Annotated in this window: 22 protein-coding genes and 2 pseudogenes; 10 read left to right on the top strand and 14 right to left on the bottom strand. The window is 72.0% G+C overall.

What is annotated here, in order from left to right; genetic code table 11:
- Positions 1-60 precede the first annotated feature (60 nt).
- From C6W10_RS22580 to C6W10_RS22570, 3 genes are all read left to right on the top strand, one after another.
- Positions 61-1,119 carry a hypothetical protein gene (locus C6W10_RS22580; protein ID WP_107260278.1) on the top strand — a complete coding sequence of 353 codons (1,059 nt, stop codon included), beginning with the start codon at positions 61-63 and terminating at the stop codon, positions 1,117-1,119.
- Positions 1,120-1,180: 61 nt separating this feature from the next.
- Complete coding sequence (locus C6W10_RS22575; RefSeq protein ID WP_159104717.1) at positions 1,181-2,683, top strand: oxidoreductase; 1,503 nt, start codon at positions 1,181-1,183, stop codon at positions 2,681-2,683.
- A gap of 179 nt (positions 2,684-2,862) precedes the next feature.
- On the top strand, positions 2,863-4,485 hold the full coding sequence (locus C6W10_RS22570) for an amidase family protein (protein ID WP_199853728.1): 1,623 nt from the start codon (positions 2,863-2,865) through the stop codon (positions 4,483-4,485).
- A gap of 135 nt (positions 4,486-4,620) precedes the next feature.
- Here C6W10_RS22570 and C6W10_RS22565 read toward each other — a convergent pair whose 3' ends face one another.
- Together C6W10_RS22565 and C6W10_RS22560 are read right to left on the bottom strand one after the other, a co-directional pair.
- Complete coding sequence (locus C6W10_RS22565; RefSeq protein ID WP_107260274.1) at positions 4,621-4,809, bottom strand: DUF397 domain-containing protein; 189 nt, start codon at positions 4,807-4,809, stop codon at positions 4,621-4,623.
- Positions 4,799-5,581, bottom strand: a complete 783-nt coding sequence (locus C6W10_RS22560; RefSeq protein WP_159104716.1) for a helix-turn-helix transcriptional regulator — start codon at positions 5,579-5,581, stop codon at positions 4,799-4,801. The genes C6W10_RS22565 and C6W10_RS22560 overlap by 11 nt, the downstream gene beginning before the upstream one ends.
- 509 nt (positions 5,582-6,090) lie before the next feature.
- On the opposite strand from C6W10_RS22560, the gene C6W10_RS22555 reads away from it, so the two are divergent.
- Both C6W10_RS22555 and C6W10_RS22550 read left to right on the top strand, forming a co-directional pair.
- Positions 6,091-6,381 (top strand): hypothetical protein, encoded by a 291-nt coding sequence (locus C6W10_RS22555; RefSeq protein WP_107260271.1) that lies wholly within the window; start codon positions 6,091-6,093, stop codon positions 6,379-6,381.
- A gap of 138 nt (positions 6,382-6,519) precedes the next feature.
- Positions 6,520-6,795, top strand: a complete 276-nt coding sequence (locus C6W10_RS22550) for a DUF6458 family protein (protein ID WP_107260269.1) — start codon at positions 6,520-6,522, stop codon at positions 6,793-6,795.
- Between the two features lie 126 nt (positions 6,796-6,921).
- Here C6W10_RS22550 and C6W10_RS22545 read toward each other — a convergent pair whose 3' ends face one another.
- Entirely contained in the window at positions 6,922-8,919 is a 1,998-nt protein-coding gene (locus tag C6W10_RS22545; protein WP_369936801.1) for an ABC transporter ATP-binding protein, read from the bottom strand.
- Positions 8,920-9,113: 194 nt separating this feature from the next.
- On the opposite strand from C6W10_RS22545, the gene C6W10_RS22540 reads away from it, so the two are divergent.
- Positions 9,114-10,580 carry an MFS transporter gene (locus C6W10_RS22540; protein WP_107264192.1) on the top strand — a complete coding sequence of 489 codons (1,467 nt, stop codon included), beginning with the start codon at positions 9,114-9,116 and terminating at the stop codon, positions 10,578-10,580.
- A gap of 201 nt (positions 10,581-10,781) precedes the next feature.
- Here the strand turns inward: C6W10_RS22540 and C6W10_RS22535 are convergent, their stop codons facing one another.
- The 6 genes from C6W10_RS22535 to C6W10_RS22510 all read right to left on the bottom strand — a co-directional run bounded on the left by C6W10_RS22535 (position 10,782) and on the right by C6W10_RS22510 (position 18,087).
- On the bottom strand, positions 10,782-12,410 hold the full coding sequence (locus C6W10_RS22535; RefSeq protein ID WP_199854068.1) for a glycoside hydrolase family 13 protein: 1,629 nt from the start codon (positions 12,408-12,410) through the stop codon (positions 10,782-10,784).
- Between the two features lie 164 nt (positions 12,411-12,574).
- Positions 12,575-13,600: a LacI family DNA-binding transcriptional regulator gene (locus tag C6W10_RS22530; RefSeq protein ID WP_107260265.1), complete on the bottom strand. Its 1,026-nt coding sequence runs from the start codon at positions 13,598-13,600 to the stop codon at positions 12,575-12,577.
- Positions 13,601-13,704: 104 nt separating this feature from the next.
- Entirely contained in the window at positions 13,705-14,673 is a 969-nt protein-coding gene (locus C6W10_RS22525) for a carbohydrate ABC transporter permease (protein ID WP_107260263.1), read from the bottom strand.
- A gap of 1 nt (position 14,674) precedes the next feature.
- Positions 14,675-15,742, bottom strand: a complete 1,068-nt coding sequence (locus tag C6W10_RS22520) for a carbohydrate ABC transporter permease (protein ID WP_107264191.1) — start codon at positions 15,740-15,742, stop codon at positions 14,675-14,677.
- 76 nt (positions 15,743-15,818) lie between these two features.
- On the bottom strand, positions 15,819-17,162 hold the full coding sequence (locus C6W10_RS22515) for an ABC transporter substrate-binding protein (protein ID WP_107260261.1): 1,344 nt from the start codon (positions 17,160-17,162) through the stop codon (positions 15,819-15,821).
- A gap of 169 nt (positions 17,163-17,331) precedes the next feature.
- Positions 17,332-18,087, bottom strand: coding sequence for an HD domain-containing protein (locus tag C6W10_RS22510; RefSeq protein ID WP_107260259.1), 756 nt, complete (start codon positions 18,085-18,087; stop codon positions 17,332-17,334).
- A 127-nt stretch (positions 18,088-18,214) separates the two neighbouring features.
- Between C6W10_RS22510 and C6W10_RS22505 the strand changes: the two genes are divergently transcribed.
- Complete coding sequence (locus C6W10_RS22505) at positions 18,215-18,994, top strand: M23 family metallopeptidase (protein WP_234358926.1); 780 nt, start codon at positions 18,215-18,217, stop codon at positions 18,992-18,994.
- 176 nt (positions 18,995-19,170) lie between these two features.
- Here the strand turns inward: C6W10_RS22505 and C6W10_RS38060 are convergent, their stop codons facing one another.
- From C6W10_RS38060 to C6W10_RS22490, 4 genes and pseudogenes are all read right to left on the bottom strand, one after another.
- Positions 19,171-19,317: a GPGG-motif small membrane protein gene (locus C6W10_RS38060; protein WP_199853034.1), complete on the bottom strand. Its 147-nt coding sequence runs from the start codon at positions 19,315-19,317 to the stop codon at positions 19,171-19,173.
- Between the two features lie 3 nt (positions 19,318-19,320).
- Entirely contained in the window at positions 19,321-20,094 is a 774-nt protein-coding gene (locus C6W10_RS22500) for a metallophosphoesterase (RefSeq protein WP_107260255.1), read from the bottom strand.
- A gap of 13 nt (positions 20,095-20,107) precedes the next feature.
- Entirely contained in the window at positions 20,108-20,383 is a 276-nt protein-coding gene (locus tag C6W10_RS22495) for a hypothetical protein (RefSeq protein WP_107260253.1), read from the bottom strand.
- 65 nt (positions 20,384-20,448) lie between these two features.
- Positions 20,449-21,021, bottom strand: a pseudogene (locus tag C6W10_RS22490) (nucleotidyltransferase); the annotation flags it as partial.
- A gap of 271 nt (positions 21,022-21,292) precedes the next feature.
- On the opposite strand from C6W10_RS22490, the pseudogene C6W10_RS22485 reads away from it, so the two are divergent.
- Positions 21,293-21,943: pseudogene (locus C6W10_RS22485) on the top strand (dTMP kinase); the annotation flags it as partial.
- Positions 21,944-22,199: 256 nt separating this feature from the next.
- Here C6W10_RS22485 and C6W10_RS22480 read toward each other — a convergent pair.
- The gene (locus tag C6W10_RS22480) at positions 22,200-22,907 is read right to left on the bottom strand and encodes an SDR family NAD(P)-dependent oxidoreductase (protein WP_107260249.1); all 708 of its coding nucleotides are present in this window, start codon (positions 22,905-22,907) and stop codon (positions 22,200-22,202) included.
- A gap of 337 nt (positions 22,908-23,244) precedes the next feature.
- On the opposite strand from C6W10_RS22480, the gene C6W10_RS22475 reads away from it, so the two are divergent.
- Positions 23,245-24,153 carry a MurR/RpiR family transcriptional regulator gene (locus C6W10_RS22475; protein WP_107260247.1) on the top strand — a complete coding sequence of 303 codons (909 nt, stop codon included), beginning with the start codon at positions 23,245-23,247 and terminating at the stop codon, positions 24,151-24,153.
- Between the two features lie 117 nt (positions 24,154-24,270).
- Positions 24,271-25,341, top strand: a complete 1,071-nt coding sequence (locus C6W10_RS22470; RefSeq protein WP_107260246.1) for an N-acetylmuramic acid 6-phosphate etherase — start codon at positions 24,271-24,273, stop codon at positions 25,339-25,341.
- The last annotated feature ends 151 nt before the right edge of the window (positions 25,342-25,492 follow it).

Raw genomic sequence — 25,492 nt, 5'->3', positions numbered from 1 at the left:
GATCGCCGCTAGGTGTGTAGCTTCCTTACGGGCCGGTGAAACTGTCCGAGGAGGCCGCTGATGGAGGAGACCGAACGTGTCCGGCGCGCGGCGGTGTGCCGGGACGCATTCGAGCTGTTGCTGACCGGGGAGCCGGAGCCGGCCGCCGCGCAGCTCAAGGGGCTCACGGAGGCGGCGCCCGGCGCCCCGTACCGGACGGAGGCGGCGTTCCTGCTCGCCCTGGCGAAGGCGGTGCCGTACACGCACCGGCAGTTGGCCGGCGGCGCGGACGCGCTGCGGATCGCCGCCGAGGGGGACCATCCGATCTACACCCCGGCGGCCAAACTGCTGCTCGCCGGGCACGCCACCCGGGTCGAGGACTACGAGCTGGCAAACCGGTTCTGGAACCAGCTCGCCGGGCCGTACCGGCTCGGGTATAGCGCGGTGGCGTGGTTCCACATCGCCCTCAACCACGAGCGGGCCGGCGAGCCCGACCGGGCCCGGGACGCGATGGCGAAGGCGCGGGCCACCAGCGATCCGCAGTACGCCCCGAAGGCGATGAGCTGGATGATCACCTACTACAACAACCGGGGCCGGTACGACCGGGTGGAGGCGCTGGCCGAGATCGCGTTCGACTTTCCGGACGATCCACTGGGGCTGGACCGGTACATGCAGCGGAACCACCACGCGGTGATCGGCCGGCAGAAGCTGCTCGACCTGGCCGAGCCGGCCGGGGTGCTGGCCGGTGCCCAGATGCTCGCCCAGGCCAACGGCATCGAGGACGACCCGCTGCCGGTCGCGCTCGCGAACGACCTCCAGTTCCAGCCGACCCCGATGGCCGGGGTCGACCTGCCGTGGTTCGAGCCGTACCTGCGGCACCAGCCCGGCACCGAGGCGCTCTACACCGCCGCGCACCAGGCGCTCGCCTACGCCGACTACGTCTGCACCCAGGCCGCCATCCAGTACCTGGAGCGGAACAACGGGCCGGCGAACAGCTTCCGCAACATGGTGCAGTACCCCACCCGCTTTCCGTGGGGAGCGGTGATGCACGAGAGCATCCGGCAGCGCCTGCTCAACGTGTTGCACGCCCCCGACCACTTCATCCCGACCGACTGGGCGACGGTGCACGACCCGGAGTGACCGCGCCCCGGCCGCCGGGCGGGGTACCCGAGCCGGCTCGCCGTCTGGAATTCTCGCTCTCGTGCGGAGTGGATCGTGGCGGTGGAATCCGGCGGAGCGGCGGGTGCGGTCGGCCTTCGGCGGCGGAGACGAGGTCGACCTGCGCGGCACGGCGTACCCGGTCCGGGCGGAGTTGCTGGTCGAGCTGCTCACCGGCGGCGCCGACCGGGCCGGCTCCCGGGCCGGGCTGCGCCTGCGGTCGGCCCGGATCGTCGGCCGGCTGGACCTGCGGCACGCCGAGATCACCGTCCCGGTCTCGTTCGGCGGGTGCACCTTCGCCGACGTACCCGAGCTGACCGAGGCCCGGGCGGTCAACCTCGTCCTCGCCGACTGCGCCCTGCCGGGCCTGCGGGCCCGGCTGCTCGAACTGCGCGGCGACCTGGCGCTGCTGCGCTGCGTCGTCAGCGGCCCGGTCGACCTGCGGGACGCCCGGGTCGGCGGCACCGTCACCCTGAACGGCTCGCGGCTGGCCGATCGGGGCGAGTCGGCCGGTGAGGTCTTCCCGCCGATCGACCCCGGTACGGCGCTGGCGGCGGGCCGGCTGACCGTGACCGGCAACCTGCACGCCCGGCAGGGGTTCGTCGCCGACGGTCAGGTCTGGCTCGGCGGTGCCCAGGTCGGCGGCAACCTCGATCTCGACGGCGCCACCCTGCGGCATCCGACCGGGGCGGCGCTCAGCGCGGACCGGTTGACGGTGGCCGGCAGCCTCACCGCCCGGTACGGCTTCGCCGCCGAGGGTGCCGTACTGCTGATCCACGCCCAGATCGGCAACCAGCTCAACTTCCACCACGGCGCACTGCGCGGGGCGGGGGCGTTCGCCCTGCATCTCGGTGGTGCCCGGGCCGGCAGCGTCTGGCTGACCTTCGCCGAGCGGCCGACCGGGCGGGTCCGGCTCTCCGGTCTCCAGGCCGACTCCATCTTCGACGATCCGCGGACCTGGCCGGCGGAGCTGGACCTGATCGGCTGCACCTACCGGCTGCTGATCGCCCGCGCGCCTTCCCCGCCGGGCGAGCCGTCGCCGCCGGTGCCGGTCAGCGTCCGGCAGCGGCTGGACTGGCTGCGGCGCAGTCCCGAGGGCTACACCCCGCAGCCCTACGAGCAGCTCGCCGAGGTGTACCGGCGAAGCGGCCAGGAGGCGGAGGCCCGCCGGGTACTGCTGGAGCGGCAGCGCCGACGGCGGGCCACCCTGCGGGCTCCGGGTCGGCTCTTCGGCGCCCTGGTCGACGGCCTGGTCGGCTACGGCTACCGCACCTGGCTGGCCGCGATCTGGCTGGTCGCCTTCTGGGCACTGGGGACGCTCAGCTTCGCCCTGGACCCGTCGGTGGCCCGCAATCCGGCCGAGGCGCCGGAGCGGAACGCCGCACTCCAGTCGCTCGACCTGCTGCTGCCGATCGTCAACCTGGGGCACGACAACGCCTGGAAACCGGTCGGCGGCACCGAGTACGTCGCCGCGCTGCTGGTGCTGGCCGGTTGGGTGCTCACCACGGCGGTCGTCGCCGGGCTGACCCGTACCCTCGACCGCTGAGCGGGGGCTGGTGGGCGGGACCGCGACGCGGCCGGTGCGCCGCCCGGAAGAAGATCGTTTACCGGATCCGAATCGATCCGTATCGTAGCGATCACATTCCAACCGTGTGCTTCCGAGATCCCCCTCAGGTCCGGGTGTCCGTGGGCCGCCCGGGCGTGGCCTCATGGAAGGGCGTGCAGGTGCATCAATCCGCTGTGCCGACCCGGCCGCGATCAGCGGCCCGGCTCGTCGTACTCGCCACCGTCCTGGTCAGCATCGCCGCGCTGGTCGCCACCTCGCTCGGCGGCCCGTCCGAGGCGACCGGGCGGCACCGGCCGTTCCCGCTCGACCTGGAACGGGCCGGCATCCCGCAGATCCGCGCGGCGCTGGACGCCCGGCGGATCAGCTCGGAGGAACTCGTCCAGGCGTACCTGGAACGGATCCGGGCGCTGAACACCAACGGCCCGGGGCTGCACGCTGTCCGGGCGGTCACCCGGGACGCGGTCGCCCAGGCGAAGCGGGCCGACCAGGAGCGCCGGCAGGGTCGGGCGAAGGGGCCGATGCACGGCATCCCGGTGCTGATCAAGGACAACATCGACCTTGCCGGGCTGCCCACCACCGCCGGGGCGCTGGCGCTGGAGCACTCGTACCCGGCGCGGGACGCCTTCCTGGTCACCCGGCTGAAGGCGGCCGGGGCGATCATCCTCGGCAAGACCAACCTGACCGAGTTCGCCAACTTCACCACCAGCGGGATGCCGTCCGGCTACAGCGGACTCGGCGGCCAGGTCCTCAACCCGTACGACGTCAGCCAGACCCCGAGCGGCTCCAGCTCGGGTTCCGGCTCGGCCGCGGCGGCGGCGCTGGCCACCGTCACCATCGGTACCGAAACCTCCGGCTCGATCCTCAGCCCGTCGGTGGCGAACTCGCTGGTCGGGGTGAAGCCGACCGTCGGCCTGGTCAGCCGGACCGGGGTGGTGCCGATCGCCGCCAGCCAGGACACCGCCGGCCCGATGACCCGGAGCGTCTACGACGCCGCCGCCCTGCTCAGCGCGCTGACCGGGATCGACCCGGAGGACCCGGTCACCGAAACCAGCGCGGGCGTGGTCGGCACCGACTACACCAGGGCGCTCTCCACCACCGCCCTGCGGGGCAGCCGGATCGGTGTCGCCAGCAGCCCGACCGGCAACCAGGGGGCGCTGTTCACCGAGGCACTGGACGTGCTGCGGGCCCGGGGCGCCACGGTCGTGCCGGTCACCGTCAACACCGGCGGCCTGCCGCCGAGCATCCTGACCTACGAGTTCAAGCGGGACCTGAACGCCTATCTGGCCCGGCTGCCCCGGCACGCGCCGATGGACACTCTCGACGACGTGGTGCGGTGGAACCTGGCGCACGCCGACGAGGGCGCGATCAAGTTCGGCCAGACCCAGCTCGTCGCCTCGAACGAGGTCGACCTGACCGATCCGGCGGCGAAGGCGGAGTACGAGACCAACCGGGACGCGGGGATCGCCGGGGCGCGGGAGCGGATCGACTCGGTACTCGCCGCCGAGAACCTCGACGCGATCGTCTTCGTCGGCAGCGGGTCGGCCGGGATCGGCGCGCGGGCGCAGTATCCGTCGGTCGCGGTCCCGATCGGGTACGACCCGGCGAACGGCCGCCCGGTCGGGATCTCCTTCCTCGGTACCGCCTACACCGAGGCCCGACTGCTCGCCCTGGCGTACGACTACGAGCAGGCGTCGGCCAGGTGGCGGCCACCGTCGCAGGTCAACCCGTCGCTCTTCCGGTGCGCCGACTTCGACGACCGGGAGTCAAGCTGCGCACCCTGACGTCCCCGCCAAACGGAGGACGGAGCGTGACGTCGGGGCGTTCGGGCTGGTGTGGAACGCGATCTGACCCGAGATGACGAAACCCCCGGCCCGTATTCCCGGGCCGGGGGGTCATTCGTCGTTGTGGGGCGGAGGTCAGCCGTGCGACTTCGCCAGGCTGACGAACGCCCGCCAGGCGGTCGGGCCGAAGGTCAACGTCCCGCCGTCGCGGTCCTTGGTGTCCCGGACCAGCACCCGGCCCGGAAGGTTGGCGGCCACCTCGACACAGTTGCCAGATGACCCGTTGGATCGGGTACTTTTCCGCCAAGCTGGTTCATTGCTCATTGATAATCCTCAACATCATGTCTCGGGTCTGGTCGGCGGTCAGCGCCAGCTCGTTCACCGCCTCCCAGACTAGTTCCAGCTCAAGCACGTCACGAGGAGTGGTAGCGACCCGCCCCTGTAGCAGGTCATCCAGGTAGCCGACCCGCCGCCCGTCGGGCATCGTGGCAAGCGCGAGCGGTCCTCCCAAACCAGCATGGATCCCAGCCGCGTCAGGGACAACCCGGATGCGGACGGTTGGTCGGTGGCCGACATCCACCAGATGCCCAAGTTGAGCCTTGAGGATCTCGGCCGGCCCACGATGCAATGCGGATTCCTCAATCATCACGATGAACTCGACCGGTGGCATGCGATCCAGCACGGCAGCCTGACGGCTGCAACGGGTTGCGACTACCTCGTCAAGCCGGCCGATGTTCGATGGCACGGCGGCGAACACCAGCCGCATATATTCCTCGGTCTGGAGCAGGCCGGGAATCAGCGTCGGTTCCCACGCGCGCAACAGAACCGCGCGACGCTCGTGCTCGACCCAGGGGCGCAGCCACGGGCGGAGATCTTCCTGTGCCGCCTTCGCCAGTTCCTGGATTTCGCTGCCGGTGCCGAACACCTCGTCCAGGCGCTGCGCCGTACCTTCCTGCGGAATGAGCTTTCCCGACTCGAAATACTGCACAGAGGACTTCGACACGCCGATTGCGGCGGCGAGCCTGTCCTGAGACAGCTTCCGCTGCGTGCGCAGTTCGCGGATGCGGGCCGGAAGCGATGCCGATTGACCATTCATGGTTATCACCCCGGGTGGTCAGCAGGTGTCGTCGCCATCATTGGGCGGTCGTCCTGTTCATCTTCCGTTACCGCGCACTCGCGGTCCAGGGTGGAGGGCAGACGGAAAAGAACGGGAGGGTAAAAGAATGAGACAGGTACGTGGGACCGGACTTCGCCATCGTCGGGTCTGGTGGCGCCTGTGGCGGTATTGCTGGTGTGGACACCGGTGGATCTGCCCCGACTCGGCCCGGCGGGTGCCGGTGTCGTACTCGCCGAAAGCGCGTCCCCTGACGAGCGTCGCGTCCGGCCGGGCGGTCCGGGCTGCCACGGTCGACGGCAGGATCGCTAGGGAGGCACGGGTCGGGCACGAGGACGTGCCGCCACCCCCACCACCCCGGCAGTCGGCGGAGCCACAGCGTCCGTGGCTGGATTTCCTCGGCTCCCGCAACGCGGGCCGGTACGCCCGGTGGAAGGGCCCGACCCCGGCGCAGCAGCACCGAGCCCGGCACGCCGAGCGGGTGTGAACCCGTGGTCGGGCCGTGGGCGCGCTGGGAACGGCACGTCGCGCGACGGCGGGCACGTGAGCGCGGCACGGACGGGCAGCACGTCCCCACGGAGACGTACGCCTGCCGTGAATGCGAACACGACTGGCCCTGCGCGCCGGCCCGGCTCTCCCTGCTGATCGGGTTCGACGGTGACCGGGTGGGCTTGATGATGTATCTCGCCGCGCACCTCGCCCGCGCCCTGGAGGCGCTGCCCGATCGGCATCCGGCGCTGGTCGTCGGGCAGATCATCTACTGGGTGCCCCGGCGCCGGTAGCACCGGTTCGGCATCCCGGGACGTCGGTACCGGCCCCTACCATCGGCACATCATCGGGGCCGGCACGACGATTCGTCGGCTCGGCGACTGGGTAGCAGCACCATGACAGCCAAGCATCCCCCCAAGAGGAGGCGTGTCATGGGTATCGGCACCAGCATCTTCCTGATCGCGCTCGGTGCGATCCTCACCTTCGCCCTGAACGTCAGCGTCGGCGGTCTGGACCTGGACGTGGTCGGCTGGATCCTGATGGCGGCCGGCGTACTGGGCCTGATCATGACCATGGTGATCTGGAACAACCGGCGCCGGGCGGTGGTGACCACCACCGAGCCGACCGAGTACCGCCAGGTCACCACGACCGAGCCGACCGAGTACCGGCGGGTGGAGGAGCGGCGCGACGTGCTGCCGCCCCGGTAGTCGGGGCCGGCTGGGGTGTGGCTCGGTGGCTGGGGGCACCGGGCGCACGCCACGCCCCAGCCGGCACCTGGAAATAGCGCCGCAGACCGGTTCCGCGTCACATCCTCACCACGGATCAGCGGATTCTCACTCCGTGTAGCCGCTGGCCTGGAGGTCGAAGAGTTCCCGATAGAGCCCGCCGGCCTCGACGAGCTGGTCGTGGTCGCCCTGCTCGATCAACCGGCCGTCCCGCATCACGTAGATCCGGTCGGCGTGCCGCACGTTGGCCAGCCGATGGGTGATCAGCACGATCGTCCGGTCCGGGTGCCGGCGGAGCTGCTGGAAGAGCGCGTGCTCGGCCCGGGCGTCGAGCGCGGCGGACGGCTCGTCGCAGATCAGCAGCCGACCCTCCCGATAGAGTCCCCGGGCCGCCACCAGCCGCTGCCACTGGCCGCCGGAGAGGTCGTGACCGTCCCGGAAGCTGCGGTCGAGCAGCGTGTCGTAGCCGCGCGGCAACCCGCTGACCATCTCGTGCGCGGAGGCGGCCGTCGCCGCCGCCACCACGGAGGGCCCGGCCTCTTCGGGCCGGTCGTACCGGCCGATCGTGATGTTCTGCCGGGCGGTGAACGGGAACTTCCACCAGTCCTGGCTCAGCACCGCCACCTGCGCGCCGACGGCGCCCGGGTCGAGGGTGTCGATGTCCACCCCGTCCCAGCGGATCGCCCCACCGGTCGGCTGGTAGAGCCCGGCGAGCAGCTTGGCCAGGGTCGTCTTGCCGGAGCCGTTCTCGCCGACCAGGGCGATCACCTCACCCCGGCGTACGGTCAGGCTGACCCGGTCCACCGCCGGCCGCTCGGTGTCCGGGTAGTGCAGGCTGACCTCGTCGACCTCGATCTCGTCGAAGCCGGCGACCGCCGCGCCGCCCCCGCCCCGGGTACGCCCGTCGGCCCGCTCCAGGAAGGTCAGGAAGTCGCGGTAGTAGAGCGCGTCCTCGTACAGCCGGTTGGTGGCGTGCACCGTGTTGCCCAGGCTGGTCCGGGCGGCCTGGAGCGCCAGCAGCGCGGTCGCGGCGGCGGCCAGCGGCACCACGCCGGCCAGCAGCAACCAGCCGAGTACGGCGTAGACCGCGAAGGTGGCCAGCCCGGCGATCGAACCACCGCCCACCCGGGTCGAGGTCTGCGACCGGACCAGCCGGAGCTGGGCCCGGGTCTCCATGGTCATCACCCGGCGGTACTCGCCGAGCAGGAACCCCCGCATCTGGTACGTCCGCACCTCGACCGCGGTGTGCCGGTTCGCCATCAGGGTGGCGAGCATCCAGAGCCGGCGCCGCCGGGTGATCCGGGCCAGCAGCGCGATGTACTCCCGGCGGGCGATCCGGACCGCGGTCACCGCCGACGGCACCGCCGCGACCAGCAGGCAGGGCAGCAGCAGCGGCTGGATGACCGTCACGGCGGCGGCGGTGGCGGCCACCCCGACCAGGCCGGTGATCAGGTTGACGGTGTCGTCGACGATCGACGCCGCCTCGGTCATTCCCCGGTCCCGGGCCCGGTCCATCTCCTCGGCGAAGCCGGCGTCGTCGAAGGCGGCCAGGTCGACCGCGGTGGTCGCCTCGAAGAGCCGTAGCTCGACCCGGTAGTTGATCTGCGGGGGGAGCCGGGCCTGGGCCCAGCCGGCCGCGATGGTCAGGCCGCCCTTGGCCATCACCGCCAGCGCCGCCACCACCAGGCCGGGCGCGGCCGACCGGACCCGGTCCGGGGTCGGCCCGGAGGCGAAGAGTTCCCGCAGTACGGTGCTGGTGGCCAGCAGACCGAACGTGATCATCATGCCGGCGACGATGTTGAGGCCGATCGCGGCCAGCGTGTCGGCCCGGCTGACCCGCCAGGCCAGCAGTACCGCCTCCCGGATGATCGCCGGCAGTCGGCGGGCCACCGCCCAGAAACTCGTCTCGGCGAAGGCGGCGCCGTGGTGCATCCAGCCGGCGTCGGCCAGCTCCGGCAGCGCCGCCGGATCGTCCTCCCCGTCCGCCCGGCCGGCGTCCGCGCGATCTTCCGCTGCCCGATCCTCCGCTGACCGATCCTCCGCCGCGCGATCTTCCGCTGCCCGGTCGGCCACCCGCTGGCGTACGTTCGTCCTCGTCGGCTCCAACCAGCACCTCCAGGAATCCGAACCGCTCTCGACGATCCGTCCCAGGCGTCGCGCCATCACGGACAGTCGCGTGCACACTACGATCCCGCACCGACGGCCTCACCGGAATGCCGTACCAACCGGCAGAATTCCCCGATAGCCGACCCGGCGGTACCGTCACCCCGCCGTTACCTGATCCTGGTTGAGTGCCGGACATGACGATCGGTGGCCAGCGAGTCGCCCGAGGCGGGGGACCGGTCCACCGGTTCTACAGCGTCGCGGTCTTCGTGGTGCTCGCCTCGCTGGACAACGTGGCGATCGGACTGGTACCGCCGCTCTACGGCTCCATCGCGCCCGCACTCGACGTCGGCGTCGGCGCCGTCGGCGCGGTCACCGCGACGAGCTTCCTGGTCAGCGCGGTGGCCGCGGTCGGCTGGGCGTACGTCGGGGACCGCACCAACCGCAAGCCGCTGCTGATGATCGGCACGCTGCTCTGGGCCGCCGGCACGGCGGGCAGCGCGCTCGCCCCCAGCTACCTGGCCTTCTTCGGCGCGCAACTACTGGCCGCGATCGGCCTCGGCGCGGTGGGTTCGGTCGGCTTCTCCGTGGTCACCGATCTGGTCAGCCCGCGCCGCCGGGGCCTGGTGCTGAGCTTCTGGGGCCTCTCCCAGGGCGTCGGCACCCTGGCCGGCACCCTGGTCGGCGGCGTCCTCGGCGCGCAGGACTGGCGCCGCCCGTTCCTGCTGCTCAGCGTCGCCGGTCTGGTGGCGACCGTGGCATACCTGCTCACCTACGACATCCGGCGCGGCCAGAGCGAGCCGGAGCTGACCGACGCGCTGGCGGTCGGCGGCGACTACGACTACCGGATCAGCCGGAGCGATCTGCCCGGCATCCTGGGCCGCCGGACGAACCGCTGGCTGGTGTTGCAGGGGCTCACCGCGCAGGTGGCCTTCGGCTCGCTGGTCTGGCTGCCGGCGCTGTTCCGGGAGCGGGCCGAGGCCCAGGGGTACTCGTCGGCCACCGCGACCGTCGTGGGCAGCATCTTCGCCGTACTCTTCCAGCTCGGCGGGGTGCTCTCCATCGTCGGCGGGCTCATCGGCGACGCCGCGCAACGGCGTACCCCCCGGGGGCGGGCGATGGTCGCGGCGATCGGGGTGCTGGCGGCCGTACCCTTCTACCTGGTCCTCTTCTTCGTGCCGATCCGGATCGACGTGCCCGACGGCGCCGGTGCCGGCGCGGTGGCCGCGGCGGTGCTCGGCAGCGTCCTCACCGAGCCGACGGTCGGGCTCAGCCTGCTCACCGCCCTGGTCGCGCTCGGCCTCACCTCGGCCAACTCGCCGAACTGGTTCGCGCTGATCGCCGACGTCAACCCGCCGGAACACCGGGGTACGGTCTACAGCCTCGGCAACCTGGTCAACGGGGTGGGCCGGGCGGCCGGCAACGGGCTGATCGGGGTGGCCGCCTCGGCGCTGCGGGTGGCCTTCCCGCCGCCGCTGAACTTCGCGGTCGGGCTCGCCGCCTTCCAGCTCTTCTTCATCCCCACCGGGATCATGTACTGGCTCGCCGCGCGCAGCGCCCCCGGGGACATCCGCCGGGTGCACGAGCTGCTCACCGTACGGGCCGAGGAGGTCACCCCGGACGACATCGGGCCGGCCCGCTCGGCACGGTCGCCCTCCAGCTAGTAGTGCTGGGGTCGGGGTGGCTGCCCGGGGGGACTGTCGAGCTGCCCCGCTTGTGCACCACCCCACCGTCCCGCCTGTACACCAACCCACTGTCCCGGGCCGTCCGGGTAACGCGGCAACCCGGCGCTGCGTGCCCCGTCTGTGCACCCAGCTCGACAGTCCCCGGAACGAACTACCACTGCCCGGACCGGCCGAGCCGGGTCACCCGTCCGTAACGGTCTCCTCGGCGACCCGGATCCAGACCGTGACGTCGGTCGGCACCCGCCCGTCGACGTCGAGCGGGCCGCTGGCGTGCACCAGCTCGGCACCCGCCGGCAGCTCCACCGGTTCGGCACCGAAGTTGGTCAACACCCGCAGCTCCCCGTTGCGGAAGTGGAGCACGTCGTCCGGGCTGGTCAGCCAGTACACCGTGCCGGAGCCGAGCCGCAGCTCCCGGCGCAGCCGCAGGCTGGTCCGGTACAGCTCGTACGTCGAGCCGACCACCCCGCGCTGCCGGTCCAGGGCGTACTCGGCCCAGAGCGGCGGCTGCGGCAACCAGCTCGCGTCCCCCGGCCCGAAGCCGTACGACGGGGCGTCCGCCTCCCACGGGATCGGCACCCGGCAGCCGTCCCGGCCCCGCTCGGTGTGGCCGCTCCGCTGCCAGGTCGGGTCCTGCCGGGACTCGTCCGGCAGCGAGGTGTGCTCCGGCAGTCCCAGCTCCTCACCCTGGTAGAGGTAGGCGGAGCCGGGCAGCGCGAGCATCAGCAGGGTGGCCGCCCGGGCGCGGCGCAGCCCGACGACGGCATCCGGCTGCGGGTCGTCGACGCCGATGCCCCGGGGCCGGGGCGTGCCGACCGGCAGTCCGAGCCGGCTGGCGTGCCGCAGCACGTCGTGGTTGGAGAGCACCCAGGTGGTGGGTGCGCCGACCGCCGCGCTGGCGGTCAGCGAGCGGGTGATCACCGCGTACTGGACCGGGGCGGTCCAGGCCGCCTCCAGGTATTCGAAGTTGAACGCCTGGTGCATCTCGTCCGGCCGGACGTACCGGGCCAGCCGCTCGGCGGGCTGCACCCACGCCTCGGCCACCAGGATCCGCTCGCCCGGGTACTCGTCCAGCACCCGGCGCCACTCCTGGTAGATCGCGTGTACGCCGTCCTGGTCCCACATCGGCGGACGGGGCCCCTCGGTGCCCTCGCCGGTGACCGGCTCCACCGGCGGGTGCGCGTCGGCCAGGTCGAGCTGCTTGACCAGCCCGTGCGCCACGTCCACCCGGAACCCGTCCACGCCCCGGTCCAGCCAGTACCGCAGGATGTCGTGGAACTCGGCGCGCACCTCCGGAAGGTCCCAGTTGAGGTCGGGCTGGCCACGGTCGAAGAGGTGCAGGTACCACTGCCCGGGGCTGCCGTCCGGTTCGGTCACCCGGGTCCAGGCCGGGCCGCCGAAGACGCTCTGCCAGTCGTTCGGCGGTTCGTTGCCGCCGGGGCCGCGACCGTCCCGGAAGACGTAGCGCCGCCGCTGCGGGCTGCCCGGCTCGGCCGCCAGCGCGGCGGTGAACCACGGATGCGCCGAAGAGGTGTGGTTGGGCACCAGGTCGACGATGAGCCGCAGGCCACGGGCGTGGGTCTCGGCGATCAGCCGGTCGAAATCCGCCAGGGTGCCGAAGAGCGGATCCACCCCACGGTAGTCGGCCACGTCGTAGCCGGCGTCGGCCTGCGGGGACGGATAGAACGGCGACAGCCACACCGCGTCCACGCCCAACTCGACCAGGTGGTCCAGCCGGGCGGTGATCCCGGGCAGGTCGCCGATCCCGTCGCCGTCGGAGTCGGCGAACGACCGCGGATAGATCTGGTAGATGACCGCGTGCCGCCACCAGGGCCCGGCCTCGGCCGGCCCGGTGCCGCTCTGCGCGGGGGTGGGTCCGGTGTCGGAGGAGATCGTCTCGGTGCTGTTCAGGGTGCTCTCCCATCGGTCGCGACTCGCGGGCGGACCCGGCCTGGGCTCCGGGTGAGGGTCGAGGTTCAGTTTGCCCGGGGTGGGCCGGTCGAATCCCGTACGACGAGCCGGGTGGGCAGGATCACCGGGGCGGGTTCCTCCCCGGTCCGGGCCCGGCCGGCCAACGGGCCCAGCAGCGTACCGGCGGCGAGCCGGCCCTGTTCGGCCGCCGGCTGGGCGACGGTGGTCAGGCCGAACGCGCCGGCCAGGTCGTGGTCGTCGATGCCGATCACGCTGACCTGCTCCGGCACCCGGATCCCGGCCGTCCGCAGCGCCTTCAGCACGCCCATCGCCACCTCGTCACAGCTGGCGAAGATCGCCGTGGGCAGCTCGCCCCGGGCGATCAGCCGCTCGGTGGCCAACCGGCCCCCCTCGGCGTCCGCCCGGGCCTGCGCCCCGAGCCCGGGGTCGGGTCCGATGCCGGCGGCGTCGAGCGCCTCCCGGTAGCCGCGGTACCGCTCCAGGTGGGCCGGATGCGCGAACTCGTCGGCCGGGTCACCCCGGACACAGGCGATCCGGCGGTGGCCGAGGCTCAACAGGTGCTCGGTGGCGGTCCGGCCGGCCGCCACGTCGTCGATCCGGATGCTCGGCCAGCCCGGTACCACCGTGCCGGAGCTGACCGTGACGCCCGGCAGCGCCAGGCTGGCGATCGTGGCCAGGTCGTCGGCGCGCATCGGGGTGGCGACCAGCATCACCCCGTCGACCCGCTTGGGCAGGTTGGACTTGTGCAGCAGGCGCGTCCGGGCGTGCTCCCGACCGCCGACGTTGTAGAGCAGCAGGTCGTAACCGGCGGCGTGCAGGACCTCCTCGGCGGCCTCCACCACGGCACCGACGAACCAGGGGGTGATCCGGGGGACGATCACGGCGACGGTGCCGGTCTTGCCGCCGGCCAGGCGGGAGGCGCTGGGCGAGACGGCGTAGTCGAGTTGCTCGGCGGCGAGGAGTACCCGGATCCGGGTCGTCTCGGAGACCGTCGGCAACCCGCGCAGCGCGCGCGAGACGGTGGCGGTGGAGACCCCGGCCAGCCGGGCCACGTCGTCGATTGTGGTCACAGTGCCATCCTGATCCGGCCGTGCCGCCGGCCACGGCTGCCGGGTCCGGGTCCCGGCCGCCGGGCGGAGCCTCCCGCCCGGCGGCCGTCGCCCGGGACGGCCGGTCAGCCCTTGACGCCGCCGGCGAGCAGGCCACGCACGAAGAAGCGCTGGAGGGACAGGAACACGATCAGCGGTACGACGATCGAGATGAACGCGCCGGAGGTGAGGCGCTGCCACTCGTTGGCCCGGGTACCGGCCAGCTCCGCCAGGCGTACGGTCAGCGGTGCCGTCTCGCTGCCGCCCCCGGCGAAGATCAGCGCCACCAGCAGGTCGTTCCAGACCCAGAGGAACTGGAAGATGCCGAACGCGGCCAGCGCCGGCACGATCAGCGGCAGCACGATCGAGCGGAAGATCTTCGGATGGGTGGCGCCGTCCACCCGGGCCGCCTCCATCAGGTCCTTCGGCAGCTGCGAGATGAAGTTGTGCAGCAGGAAGACGGCGACCGGCAGCGCGAAGCAGGTGTGTGCGAACCAGACCTGGACGAACTTCTCCTCGTCGTCGAGGTTCCACGCCGGCATCAGCTCGACCCCGCCCAGGCTGACCCCCTCGGAGAAGAAGCTGAGCAGCGGTACCAGCGCCATCTGCAACGGCACGATCTGCAACGCGAAGATGCCGATGTAGATCCAGTCCCGTCCCCTGAAGTTGATCCACGCCAGGGCGTACGCCGCCAGCGCGGCGAAGGCCAGCGGAAAGAGCACCGACGGGATCGTGATCACCAGGGAGTTGACGAAGTAGCCGGCGAGCTGCCCGGAGGAGGCCGAGCGGCCGAAGAGCACCTCCTGGTAGTTGTCCAGGGTGAACTGCGGGTTGGTGAACGCCGTCCACCAGCCGGTGGTCTTGATCTCGTCCTCGGGGCGGAACGAGGAGACGAAGAGGCCGAAGGTGGGGACCGTCCAGAGCACCGCGATCAGGATCGACGCGGCGGTGGCGTACGGGTTGTTGAGCCGGCGGCGCACCCGGCCGGCCCGGGTGACCGGCGGGGTGGCCACGGACTGTGTGCCGGCCAGCGCGGGAGGCGTGGTGGTGGTCATCTCATACCTCCCGCTGCTTGCGCAGGTTGCGGACCTGGTAGATCACGATCGGGATCACCAGGACGAAGAGGAAGACGGCCAGCGCCGACCCCTGGCCGGTCTGGCCGAACCGGAACGCCTGGTTGTACATCTCGTTGGCGATCACGCCGGTGTCGAAGTTGCCGTTGGTGGTGGTCCGGACGATGTCGAAGACCTTGAGCGTGGCGATCGAGACCGTGACCACCACGACGATCAGGGCCGGCCGGATGCTCGGCAGGGTGATCTGCCAGAACATCTGCCAGGGGTTCACCCCGTCCAGCCGGGCCGCCTCGACGACGTCGCCCGGGATCGCCTTGATCGCGGCCGAGAGGACCACCATCGCGAAGCCGGCCTGGATCCAGATCATGATCACGATCAGCAGCAGGGTGTTCAGCGGCGGGTCGTTGAGCCACTGCCGAGGCTCGCCGCCGACCATCACCCAGACCTGGTTGAGCAGGCCGATCTGGTCGTACTCGCCGGAGCGGTAGGCGTAGACGAACTTCCAGATGATGCTGGCGCCGACGAACGAGATGGCCATCGGCATGAAGATCAGCGCCTTGGCCACGGACTCGAACCGGGCCCGGTCGACCAGTACGGCGTAGACCAGTCCGATCGTGGTGGCCACCAGCGGGACCAGGACCACCCAGATCAGGGTGTTGGTGAGGATGCCGAAGATCTCGTCCTGGGCGAACATCCACCGGTAGTTGACCAGCCCGACCCAGTTCTCGCTGCCGCCGTCCATGAAGGAGAGCACGGTGGTCCGGACGGCGGGCACGACCAGGCCGATCGCGAGCAGCGCCAGGGTGGGCAGCAGGAAGAAGAGCGCGAGCGCGCCCTCCGGGCGGTTCGCCACGGAGCGGCGGCGCGGTCGGGGACCGGCGGCGGCCGCCGGCCCGCCGGCCGAGGCCGCGACCAGCGCCGCCTCGCGGCGCCGGGCGAACCAGTTGGGTACGACGTCGAGCAGCACGAGCAGTCCGCCGACCACGACCGCGAAGGCGGCCAGGCCGTAGAGCAGCATGAGCAGCTTCGGTGTCTCGTCGGCGAAGTCCATCAGCGCCTCCAACGCCACAACGTTCGGGAAGCCGACGGTCCGGCCCGCAGCGGCGCGGGCCGGACCGTCAGGGGTGTCACTTCGGCCAGGAGCCTTCGACGAAGTCGAGGGTGCTCTTGGTGTCCTTGCCGTTGACCCAGTCGATCATGCCCTTCCAGAGGGTGCCGGAGCCGACCGCGGCGGGCATCAGGTCGGAGCCGTCGAACCGGAAGACGGCGCTCTTGTCGAGCAGCACCTCCATGGAGAGCTTGTCGACCGCCTGCTCGACCTTGCTGACGTCGAGCTTGTTGTTCGGCGTGATCCAGTTGCCCAGCGCCGCCCGCGAGTTGGCGTACTCGCCGGTCATAAGGTATTGCCGGACGGCCTGCACCGCCGGCCCGTCGGTGAAGGCCACGGTGAACTCGCCGCCGCCGAGCACCGGCTTGCCCCTGGCCGGGTCGACCGCCGGGAAGTAGAAGGCGTAGATGTCGCCGTCCGGGCCGATCTTGGTGCCCTCGGGCAGGTAGTTGGCGTAGAAGTTCGCCTGCCGGTGCATCGAGCACTGGCCCTGGAGGATCGGCAGGCCGCCCTCCTGGAACGGGGTGGTGGTCAGGCTCTTGACGTCACCGTAGCCGCCGTTGACGTACTTCGGATTCTTCAGGACCTGGCCGGCCTGGTCGACCGCCTGGAGCACCCGGGGGTCGTTGAACGGGATGGCGTGGCTCGTCCACTGGTCGTAGACCTCCGGGGTCTGCGTACGCAGCATCAGGTCCTCGATCCAGTCGGTCGCCGGCCACCCGGTGGCCTCGCCCGACTCCAGCCCGACGCACCAGGGCTTCTGGTTCTTCGCCGCGATCTTGTCGCTCAGCTCCATCAGCTGCTGCCAGGTGGTCGGCACCTGGTAGCCGTTGTCGGCGAACGCCTTCGGCGAGTACCAGACGAAGGACTTCACGTTCGCGCCGAGCGGCGTGCCGTAGAGCTGCCCACCGGCGGTGGCGTACTTGAGCCAGTCGGCCGGGTAGTTCGCCTCGGCCAGGCTCTTCTGCTCCGCCGTCATCGGCTTGAGCTTGTTGGCCTGGGCGAACCGGGCGAGCAGACCGGGCTGCGGGATGAAGGCCAGGTCGGGCGGGTTGCCGCCGTCGACCTGGACCTGGAGCTGGGCCTCGAACTCGCCGCTGCCGTCGTAGTCGATCTCGATGCCGGTGCAGTCCTCGAACTGCTTCCACGACTGCCGGAGCAGGTCGGCCTCGGCGTCCCGGATCGACGCGTAGATGGAAACGCTCTCGCCGTCGTGACCCTGGTAGGCGGAGTACGGTGCGCACTCCGCGGAGTCGGGGTCGAGCCCGCTCTCACTGTCGCCGGAACAGGCGGTGGCGCCGAGTGCCAAAGCCAACACACCGGCGATCGCGAAGGCCTGGCGTGGTCTGGACTGGACCGCCATGCCGTCCTCCTTTCGTGCCGGCGTGCCGGTTGCCTGTGGCTTCCGAGCCGGCCTGTGGGCGTCACCACATGTAAGCGCTTGCAGCCAGGGGCGTCCAGACCCGGTGAGCCACGAGGCCGTAACGATTCGGAAACCCGGCGGTCCCCGCCGGCCGGCCGGCGGGTGGCGGCTACTCGGCGACCGGCAGCGCCGGGGCGGCCTCGGGCTCGTCGAGGATCGCGGCGAAGCGCTGCTCGGCGAGGTCGAGCTGACCGAGGATGTGCGCACGGGCCTCGGCGCCGAGCGGGGTGTCCGGCCGGGTGACCAGGTCGCGGAAGAGCGGCACCAGCGGGCGGTACTTCCGGGCCGAGCGGTGCACCCGGTCCCCGGTGGTGTGGATGACCCCCACCCCGTTGTCGGTGAAGTCGGACACCTTGATCACCCGGGCCCAGGGTTCCCGGTCCAGGCTCTCCGCCAGGTGCGCGCGGTACTGCTCGTCCCGGTCCCGCTCCGGGTCGTACTCCGGATTGGTGACCGCCGCGATCAGCCGGGCGACCCGGGGGTTGAACCGCCGGGCCACCTCGGCCAGCGCCGCCTCGGTGGCCGCCGGGCCGGTCGTCCCGGCCGGCAGGCCGGCGAGTTCGGCCGGATGGTCCTCCACCGCGTCGTGCAGCAGTGCCGCCGCGATCACGTCGACGTCGGTCACCGAGTAGTAGCAGATGATCCGGATGGCCACCCGGAGCAGGTGGTTGAGATAGGGCTCGCGGACCCGGCGGTCGTCGCGGTGCAGCGTGCCGGCGAGGTCCAGCGCCGCCGCCAGCCGGCCCTGCTCGGCCGGGGCGAAGCGCTCCGCCTCCAGCGCGAACCGGTCCCGCAGGCCGGCCTCGCCGTAGACCTCGGTCACGGCGTGCAGCGGCATGCTCCTCAGGTACGTCGGCGAGGCCATGTCGTCCAGGTATACCGGATCGGCTCCACGGCCGGGTCGCCCCCGCGCCCGGCTCCGCTCTTCCGTCGAGTGAAGTTTTCTGCCACGATCCATTCGTACATAGAAAACTTTCGCCATGGGAGGTCTCGTGCGCTTCCGCCTGTTCGCTTCCGTCGGTGCCGGCCTACTGGTGGCCGCCGCGGTGCTGGTCCCGGCCTCGCCGGCCGCCGCCGCACCCACCTTCAAGGTGCCCTTCCCCTGCGGCCAGTCCTGGTCCGGGCAGACCCGGACCAACCACAGCCCGACCAACGCCGTCGACTTCAACCGCACCGACGACCAGGGCGACCCGGTGGTGGCCAGCGCCCCCGGCACCGTCGACGTCGTCACCGACCTCGGCAACACCAGCTACGGCAAGTACGTCCGGATCAACCACGGCGGCGGGTACACCACCTACTACGCCCACCTGAACAGCTTCAACACCGCCGTCGGGCGGACCGTCGGCTACGGCACCGTGATCGGGTACGTCGGCACCACCGGCGGGTCCACCGGCCCGCACCTGCACTACGAGCAGCGCCTGAACGGCTCCGCCATCCAGGTGCGGTTCAACGGCACCCTGGCGCTCTACTGGGGCACCCGCACCTACACCAGCGACAACGCCTGCTCCGGCGGCGGCACCGGATCCGGCACGGTGAACACCGCGGGCAGCCCGCTGACCGTCCGGTCCGGCCCCGGCACGGGCTACTCCTCGGTCGGCACGGTCGCCGACGGGGCCACGGTGACCATCGGCTGCCAGACCACCGGCACGACGGTGACCGGCACCTACGGCACCAGCAACATCTGGGATCGGATCGGCACCGGTCGGTTCATCTCCGACGCGTACGTGCTGACCGGTTACGACGGCTTCATCCCCGGCGTGCCTCGCTGTTGACGCCTCGGCCACCGGTAGGCCGGAAAGACGAATCGCCGGGGCCGCCGAGCCCGGGTCATCCAGGGGGAGAGGGAGACCCGGGCGCGACGACCCCGGCTTGCCTGTGGGGGTCTTGTTCTCGTAGTGACAGGGGGTTGGTGATCCGAGGCCGGCGCTGCGCCTACGTCGGCCTGGGATCAACTGCTGAAGATGCTGACGCCGAAGGGTCCGACGAGCAGCCCGACGATGATGAGCACCACACCCCAGAGGATCTGCCGCCGGAACAGTGCCAGCACACCGGCGACCACCAGTACAACCGCGAGGATCCAGAGCAAGAATTCCATGGCTCAGGAAATACCCCCCGCGCTGATCGCGGAAACCTTGCCCGCGGTCGCCCCCGCGAAGGGCGGGTGCAGGTGGAACACGCTGTACGCCTGCTTGATCACCGGGTGCGCGACGTTGCGGACCCGTACCCCGCCCGGAGTGGTGCCCCGCTCGCTGCCGGCGTGCGCGTGCCCGTGCAGCGCCAGCTCGGTCGGCGCGGAGTCGATGGCCTGACCGAGCAGGTACGAGCCGAGGAACGGATAGATCTCCAGCGGCTCCCCGGCCAGGGTGTCGGGCACCGGGGCGTAGTGGGTCAGCGCGACCCGTACGTCGCAGTCCATCTCGCGCAGCGCCTCGCCGAGCTGCTCGGCGATGTCGCTGGTGGTCCGGACGAACGCCTTCATCTCCGGTTCGCCGAACTCGCTGGCGCACCGGCCGGCGAAGCCACCGCCGAAGCCCTTCGCGCCCGCGATGCCGAGCCGTACCCCGGAACACTCCAGCACCACGTTGGTGCCCTCCAGCACCAGGATGCCGGCGTCCTCGAGTACCCGGATCACCCCCGGCACCTCGTTGCAGTGGTGGTCGTGGTTGCCGAGCACCGCGACCACCGGTACGCCGAGGTTGCCGAACTCGGTCGCCACGCAGCGGGCCTCGGACTCGGTGCCGTGCCGGGTCAGGTCCCCGGCCAGCAGCAGGACGTCGGCGCTCTCCGGCAACCGTTCCAGGGCGGGCCGGAACCGTCCGACCACGTCCTGGTCCATGTGCACGTCGCCGACGGCCGCGATCCGGATCACCATGTCGTCGCCTCCCTCACCGCAGCTCCTCCACCTCGGTCGGTGCCTGGGTGCGGATCAGTCCTATGTCAACGGTCACCGGCACCTCGGGAAAGTGCTCCAGCACGATGCGGAGGATCTCCTCGCGGCGCTGCGCGCTCTCCACCTCGCCGCAGAGCACCACCGAGTGGTCCCGGCGGCTCACCGTGATGCCCTGCTCGGCGATCTCGGTGCGTTCGGTGAGCAGGCGCTGGATCGCCGCCTCCAGATAGTCGTCCGGCGGCTCGGTACCCGCCGTGCCGCGCTGGTTCATGTCGCCACCTCGCTCCGCTCGTCCATGCCGGTCATCCCCTTCTCCGCGCCGGCCCGGGAAAAACGCTTCTCCTCGCCGCCCGACGAGTAGGGCACGACGTCCAGCCGGTCCAGCAGCACCAGGAACGCCTCGGCGTACGGCGAGTGCGCCGTCTCCTTGCGGACCCGGTCCCAGTCGATCTGCTCCCGCAGCGAACGGGCGAGCGGCAGGCCACGGGCGAAGTCGCAGTAGTGCTGGGAGAAGCTGAGCAGCTTGTGCACCATCAGGTGGGTGGCCGACAGCACCGGCATGTGGATGGCGTCGACCGGGCGCACCACGGTGTCCCGGAAGGTCTCGTCGGTGACCGGGGTCTCGATCGGGCGGTGGATCAGGTCCACCATCCGGTCGTTGTCCCAGACCTTCACCAGCCAGTCCTCCGGGGGGCGTTCGGCGGTGAAGCCAACCTCGACGAGCGCCTCCAGGGCGCGCTCGACGTCCTGCTCCCGGATGAGGAAGTCGACGTCGTGGTCGCTGGAGTGGCCGCCGTGCGCGTACACCGCGAAGCTGCCGCCCAGCGCGAAGGGGATCTCGGACTGCTTCAGGACGGCGGCGACCCGCTTGAGGGTGGCAAGGAGGGTCTCGTCGCCGTTGTGATCCATCGGGTCTCCCGGGTCAATGGCCATTGGGCATCTGGTCAATGGGGTGGAGATTTACCGGTACCCGGCACTTCGTTCCTTCACACCTGGGCCGGGACACACCTGGGTGGGGATCCGGCGGCGCCGCCCCGATCCGGAACCGGACGCGGCGGCACGGACCGGCGGGTCGGTGCCGGCGGGACGGTCCGGCCGGTACGGCTCATCCGGCGGCGGGCGGGACCCCGGCGGCGTTGCCGGGCCGGGGGGCTGCGGGCGCCGGGTACCGTTGCTGAGCGTGGCCCGAACTCTGCTCCAGCGGCGGCACGGGGGACGGCTGCGGTCCGTGGCCCTGGTCGGAATCGACGGCTCGGGCAAGACCACCCAGGCACACCGGCTCGCGGACGCGCTGACCGCGAGCGGCGTTCCGGCGACGTACTGGCAGAACGCGGGCGGTCGGCGCTGGTTCAGCCGGCTGGCCCGCAAACTGGGCCGTCGGGACGCCCAGCGCCTGTTGGGCCGCAACGGGATGCTGCTGGCCGAGTCGGTGCTGCGCTGGCTGGCCATCGGGCGGGCACTGCTCCGGTCCCGACTCCGCTCCCGGGTCGCCGTGATGGACCGCTACTCGGTCTGCCAGTACGCCAGCATCCGGGCGCACGGCGGCGGACGCCGCTGGGAGAGCCTCGCCCGGTTGCTGTACCGGATCTTCCCGCCGCCCGACCTCACCTTCCTGCTGGCGGTGGACCCGGGTGAGGCGTACCGGCGGATCGAGGCCCGGGGCACCGACCACGAGGACATCAGCTACCTGGCCGCCGGGGCGGCGGCGTACCGGTCGCTGCCGGAGGCCGCCACGTTCGTGGTGGTGGACGCCAACCGTTCGCCGGACGAGGTGACCCGGGCGATCCAGGCCGGTGTGCGGGCGTGGCTGCCGGGCGACCACCCGCTGCCCGGGTTCGGCACCGCCGCGCCGGTTCCGTCCGACGGATCCGGCGCCGCGCCGGCCGTCCCCGCCCCCGCGCCGGCAGACCCGGACCCGGACCCGCCGGCTCCGACCGTCGGCGTTCCGGAGTCCGCCGCCCCGACCGGTCCGCCCGACCCGGCAGGCTCGCGCGGTGCGGCGGATCCGCCGGGTACGCCGGATCCGGCCACCCCGTCGTCCGAGCCGGACGAGGCGGACGAGGCGGAGCCGGCCACCGCCGGATCGGTCAGGCCCGGCCGTACACCGGTATCGTCGCGCCGCTCGTCGGCGCCGACTCGTCACTGGCCAGGAAGCGGATCACCCCGGCGATCTCCGCCGGGGCCACCCAGCGGGAGTGGTCCGCGCTGGGCTGCGCCGCCCGGTTGGCCGGCGTGTCGATGACGCTCGGCAGCACCGTGTTGCAGCGCACGCCCGCCTGCCGGTACTCGACGGCGACCGCCGAGGCGAAGGCGAGGACCGCCGCCTTCCCGGTGACGTAGCCGGCGGCACCGGGGAACGGGGAGAGGGCGGCCCGGGAGGAGACGCAGACCACCGACCCGCCGCCGGCCTCCAGCAGGTACGGCAGCGCGCTCCGGGTGACCAGGTAGGTCGGGCGCAGGTTGCGGGCGATCATCTGCTCGAAGTCGGCGACCGGGGTCTCGTGCACCAGGCCGCCGGCCGCGTACCCGCCGGCCAGGTTCACCACCGCCCGCAACGGTGCCCCGGCGTCGCCGCCGGCCACCTCGACCGCCCGGGCGACCTGTTCCGGGTCGGTGAGGTCGGCCGCCACCCGGAGCACCCCGCCGCCCGGCTCGCCGGGTACGCCCACCGGCGCCGCCCCGCCGACCGGCCGTACGGGTACCACCACCCGCCAGCCGGACGCGACGAAGGCGGCGGTGACCGCCCCGCCGAGCCCACCCGCTCCGCCGCTGACCAGTACAGTGCGATCCGCCATGCCTGCCACGCTATCGGCAGCGGCGGGCGCGCCGCCGGCACACCGCCCCGGCCGTGCCCGGCAGCACCCGGCGGCCGGCCCGGTCCGATCTGGACGGTCGGGGACGCCCGTTTCCGGCCCGCCGGCGGAGCCGTTCCGGTAGCCTATCGATCGATGACTATTCACCCGGACGCCGTCCGGCGTTGCGGGCTCGGTCACCCCGCTGAGCCGAAGGTGTGGTGGGAATGGCACGCTCGGCTGGGCTGACCGGCCGCAATTTCCCACCGGTTGGGCGTACTTTCGCAGGTGTAGCGCGTCATGGTTGACGCTCCCGCCTCCGTGAAAGTAAGTTTCATCCGTGGTGAAGACTGCGAAGGTTTCTGCGAGTCACGAGACAGGTGGGCTGATCGTCCATATCAGCGGCCTGCTCCCGTCGCTGTCGCCCGCCGAACAACGGGTCGCCAGACTCGTCGTGGCGGATCCCGCGGACGCCGCTCGCCGGACCATCACAGACCTCGCGACCGCCGCCGAGACCTCCGAGGCCACCGTCATCCGGTTCTGCCGGTCGGTCGGCATGGACGGCTACCCGCAACTCCGGATCCGGCTGGCGGCCGAGGCGGCCCGCCGGGTGGAGCCACCGGACGCCCGGGTGGTCGGCGGCGACATCCCGCCCGGCGCCGACCTGGCACAGATCATCGCGACCATCGCCTTCAGCGACGCCCGGGCGGTCGAGGAGACCGCGGAGCAGCTCGACGCGGCGGTCTGCGAGCAGGTGGTCGAGGCGATCAGCGGCGCCGGCCGGATCGACATCTACGGTGCCGGGGCGAGCGGCTTCGTCGCCTCCGACTTCCAGCAGAAACTGCACCGGATCGGCCGGACCGCCTTCTACTTCCCGGACGTGCACACCGCGCTCACCTCGGCGGCCCTGCTCGGCAAGGGCGACGTGGCGATGGGCATCTCGCACACCGGCACCACCCTGGACGCGGTCGAGGTGCTGGAGCAGGCGCGGGCCCGGGGGGCGACCACGGTCGCGCTGACCAACTTCCCCCGGTCACCGATCACCGACGTCGCGGACCACGTGCTCACCACGGCGGCGCGGGAGACGACGTACCGGTCGGGCGCGATGGCCAGCCGGCTCGCCCAGTTGACGGTGGTCGACTGCCTCTTCGTCGGAGTGGCCGCGCGCAACCGGGCCAGAGCGAAGAAGGCCCTGGAGGTCACCGCCGAAGCGGTGCAGCCGCACCGGGTCAAGGGGAGGCGGTCATGAGCGGCGGACGGACCGGCCGGGCCGGCGCGACGGTGCCGCGAGGCGTCGTCGCGTACGGCGAGGCGGCCGGGAGATGAGCGACGGGCTCGGCGGTGGCCGAGCTGCTGGGGGGCGGACATGACGGCCGGACGGGTCGAACCCGGTGCACCACCCGCCGCCACCCCGCGTCCGGATTCCGACGCGGGGTCCTCTTACCCGCCGGTCGAGCCGGGTTACCCGGCCGACGGTACGGGCGGGCGGGACGGCGGCGCGGGTGCGGTCGACGGGCGAGGGCCGGAACCGCGCGCGGTGGTCCGGGTCAGTTCCCCGACCGAGCTGCGCAACCCGCGCAGTCTCGACCTCGACCTGATGTCCGTCCGGGACGTCCTCAAGGTGATCAACGAGGACGACCGGCGGGTGCCGGCCGCGGTGACGAAGGTGCTGGACGAGATCGCGGTGGCGGTCGAGCTGGCCGTGACGGCGCTGCGGGCCGGCCGCCGGGTGCACTACTTCGGCGCGGGCACCTCGGGCCGGCTCGGTGTGCTCGACGCCGCCGAACTGGCGCCCACCTTCAACACCCCGGACCGCTGGTTCTGCGCACACCTCGCGGGCGGGCCGGACGCGATGTGGCGGGCCGTGGAGGACGCCGAGGACGACGAGACCGGCGGTGCCGAGGAGGCGCGCGACTGCGTGTCCCCCGGGGACCTCGTGGTCGGCCTGGCCGCCAGCGGCCGTACCCCGTACGTGCTCGGGGCGCTCGGCGCGGCGACCGGGCTGGGCGCGGACACCGTGCTGATCTGTGCCGACCCGGGTGCCGTGGCGGCCCGCTCGGTGACGGTCTTCATCGGGGTGGAGACCGGCCCCGAGGTGGTTACCGGTTCGACCCGGATGAAGGCCGCGACCGCCCAGAAACTCGTGCTGAACGGCTTTTCCACCGCCGTGATGGTGCGGCTCGGGCGGGTCTACTCAAACCTGATGATCGACATGGTGGCCACCAACGCGAAACTGCGGGGACGAATGATCTCGATCCTCGTGGAGGCGACGGACTGCACCGAGGAGGTCGCGCAGCACGCGCTGACCGAGGCCGACGGTGACCTGAAGGCCGCCCTGGTGTCGCTGCTGTCCGGCGCGGCCGTCGCCGACGCCCGGGCCGCGCTGGACCGCTCGGCGAACCAGGTACGCGGCGCGATCGCCCTGCTCGCCGGCTGACCTCCGGGCGCTCCTCGGCCGGGTCCCGAAACGGCGGCAGGACGTCCGGGGGGCCCGGCGCACGGGCCCCGGGACTATCCCCGGGTCCCGGATTGTTGCCCAGGCGGAGGGGTAACCCTGGGGCGGCGGATGAACCGACCGGCCGCGCCGC

The organism is Plantactinospora sp. BB1, from assembly GCF_003030385.1.
In the GTDB taxonomy this organism is placed as follows: domain Bacteria; phylum Actinomycetota; class Actinomycetes; order Mycobacteriales; family Micromonosporaceae; genus Plantactinospora.
Note: the sequence above shows the minus strand (reverse complement) of the source record. Positions and strands in the feature narration are given on the sequence as shown.

What these genes read in the sequence shown, in the direction of transcription:
- C6W10_RS22580 (WP_107260278.1), top strand. Translation starts at nt 61, where the DNA reads ATGGAGGAGACCGAACGTGTCCGGCGCGCGGCGGTGTGCCGGGACGCA.
- C6W10_RS22565 (WP_107260274.1), bottom strand. Translation starts at nt 4,809, where the DNA reads ATGAGCAATGAACCAGCTTGGCGGAAAAGTACCCGATCCAACGGGTCA.
- C6W10_RS22560 (WP_159104716.1), bottom strand. Translation starts at nt 5,581, where the DNA reads ATGAATGGTCAATCGGCATCGCTTCCGGCCCGCATCCGCGAACTGCGC.
- C6W10_RS22550 (WP_107260269.1), top strand. Translation starts at nt 6,520, where the DNA reads ATGGGTATCGGCACCAGCATCTTCCTGATCGCGCTCGGTGCGATCCTC.
- C6W10_RS22540 (WP_107264192.1), top strand. Translation starts at nt 9,114, where the DNA reads ATGACGATCGGTGGCCAGCGAGTCGCCCGAGGCGGGGGACCGGTCCAC.
- C6W10_RS22525 (WP_107260263.1), bottom strand. Translation starts at nt 14,673, where the DNA reads ATGACCACCACCACGCCTCCCGCGCTGGCCGGCACACAGTCCGTGGCC.
- C6W10_RS22520 (WP_107264191.1), bottom strand. Translation starts at nt 15,742, where the DNA reads ATGGACTTCGCCGACGAGACACCGAAGCTGCTCATGCTGCTCTACGGC.
- C6W10_RS22515 (WP_107260261.1), bottom strand. Translation starts at nt 17,162, where the DNA reads ATGGCGGTCCAGTCCAGACCACGCCAGGCCTTCGCGATCGCCGGTGTG.
- C6W10_RS22510 (WP_107260259.1), bottom strand. Translation starts at nt 18,087, where the DNA reads ATGGCCTCGCCGACGTACCTGAGGAGCATGCCGCTGCACGCCGTGACC.
- C6W10_RS38060 (WP_199853034.1), bottom strand. Translation starts at nt 19,317, where the DNA reads ATGGAATTCTTGCTCTGGATCCTCGCGGTTGTACTGGTGGTCGCCGGT.
- C6W10_RS22500 (WP_107260255.1), bottom strand. Translation starts at nt 20,094, where the DNA reads ATGGTGATCCGGATCGCGGCCGTCGGCGACGTGCACATGGACCAGGAC.
- C6W10_RS22495 (WP_107260253.1), bottom strand. Translation starts at nt 20,383, where the DNA reads ATGAACCAGCGCGGCACGGCGGGTACCGAGCCGCCGGACGACTATCTG.
- C6W10_RS22480 (WP_107260249.1), bottom strand. Translation starts at nt 22,907, where the DNA reads ATGGCGGATCGCACTGTACTGGTCAGCGGCGGAGCGGGTGGGCTCGGC.
- C6W10_RS22470 (WP_107260246.1), top strand. Translation starts at nt 24,271, where the DNA reads ATGACGGCCGGACGGGTCGAACCCGGTGCACCACCCGCCGCCACCCCG.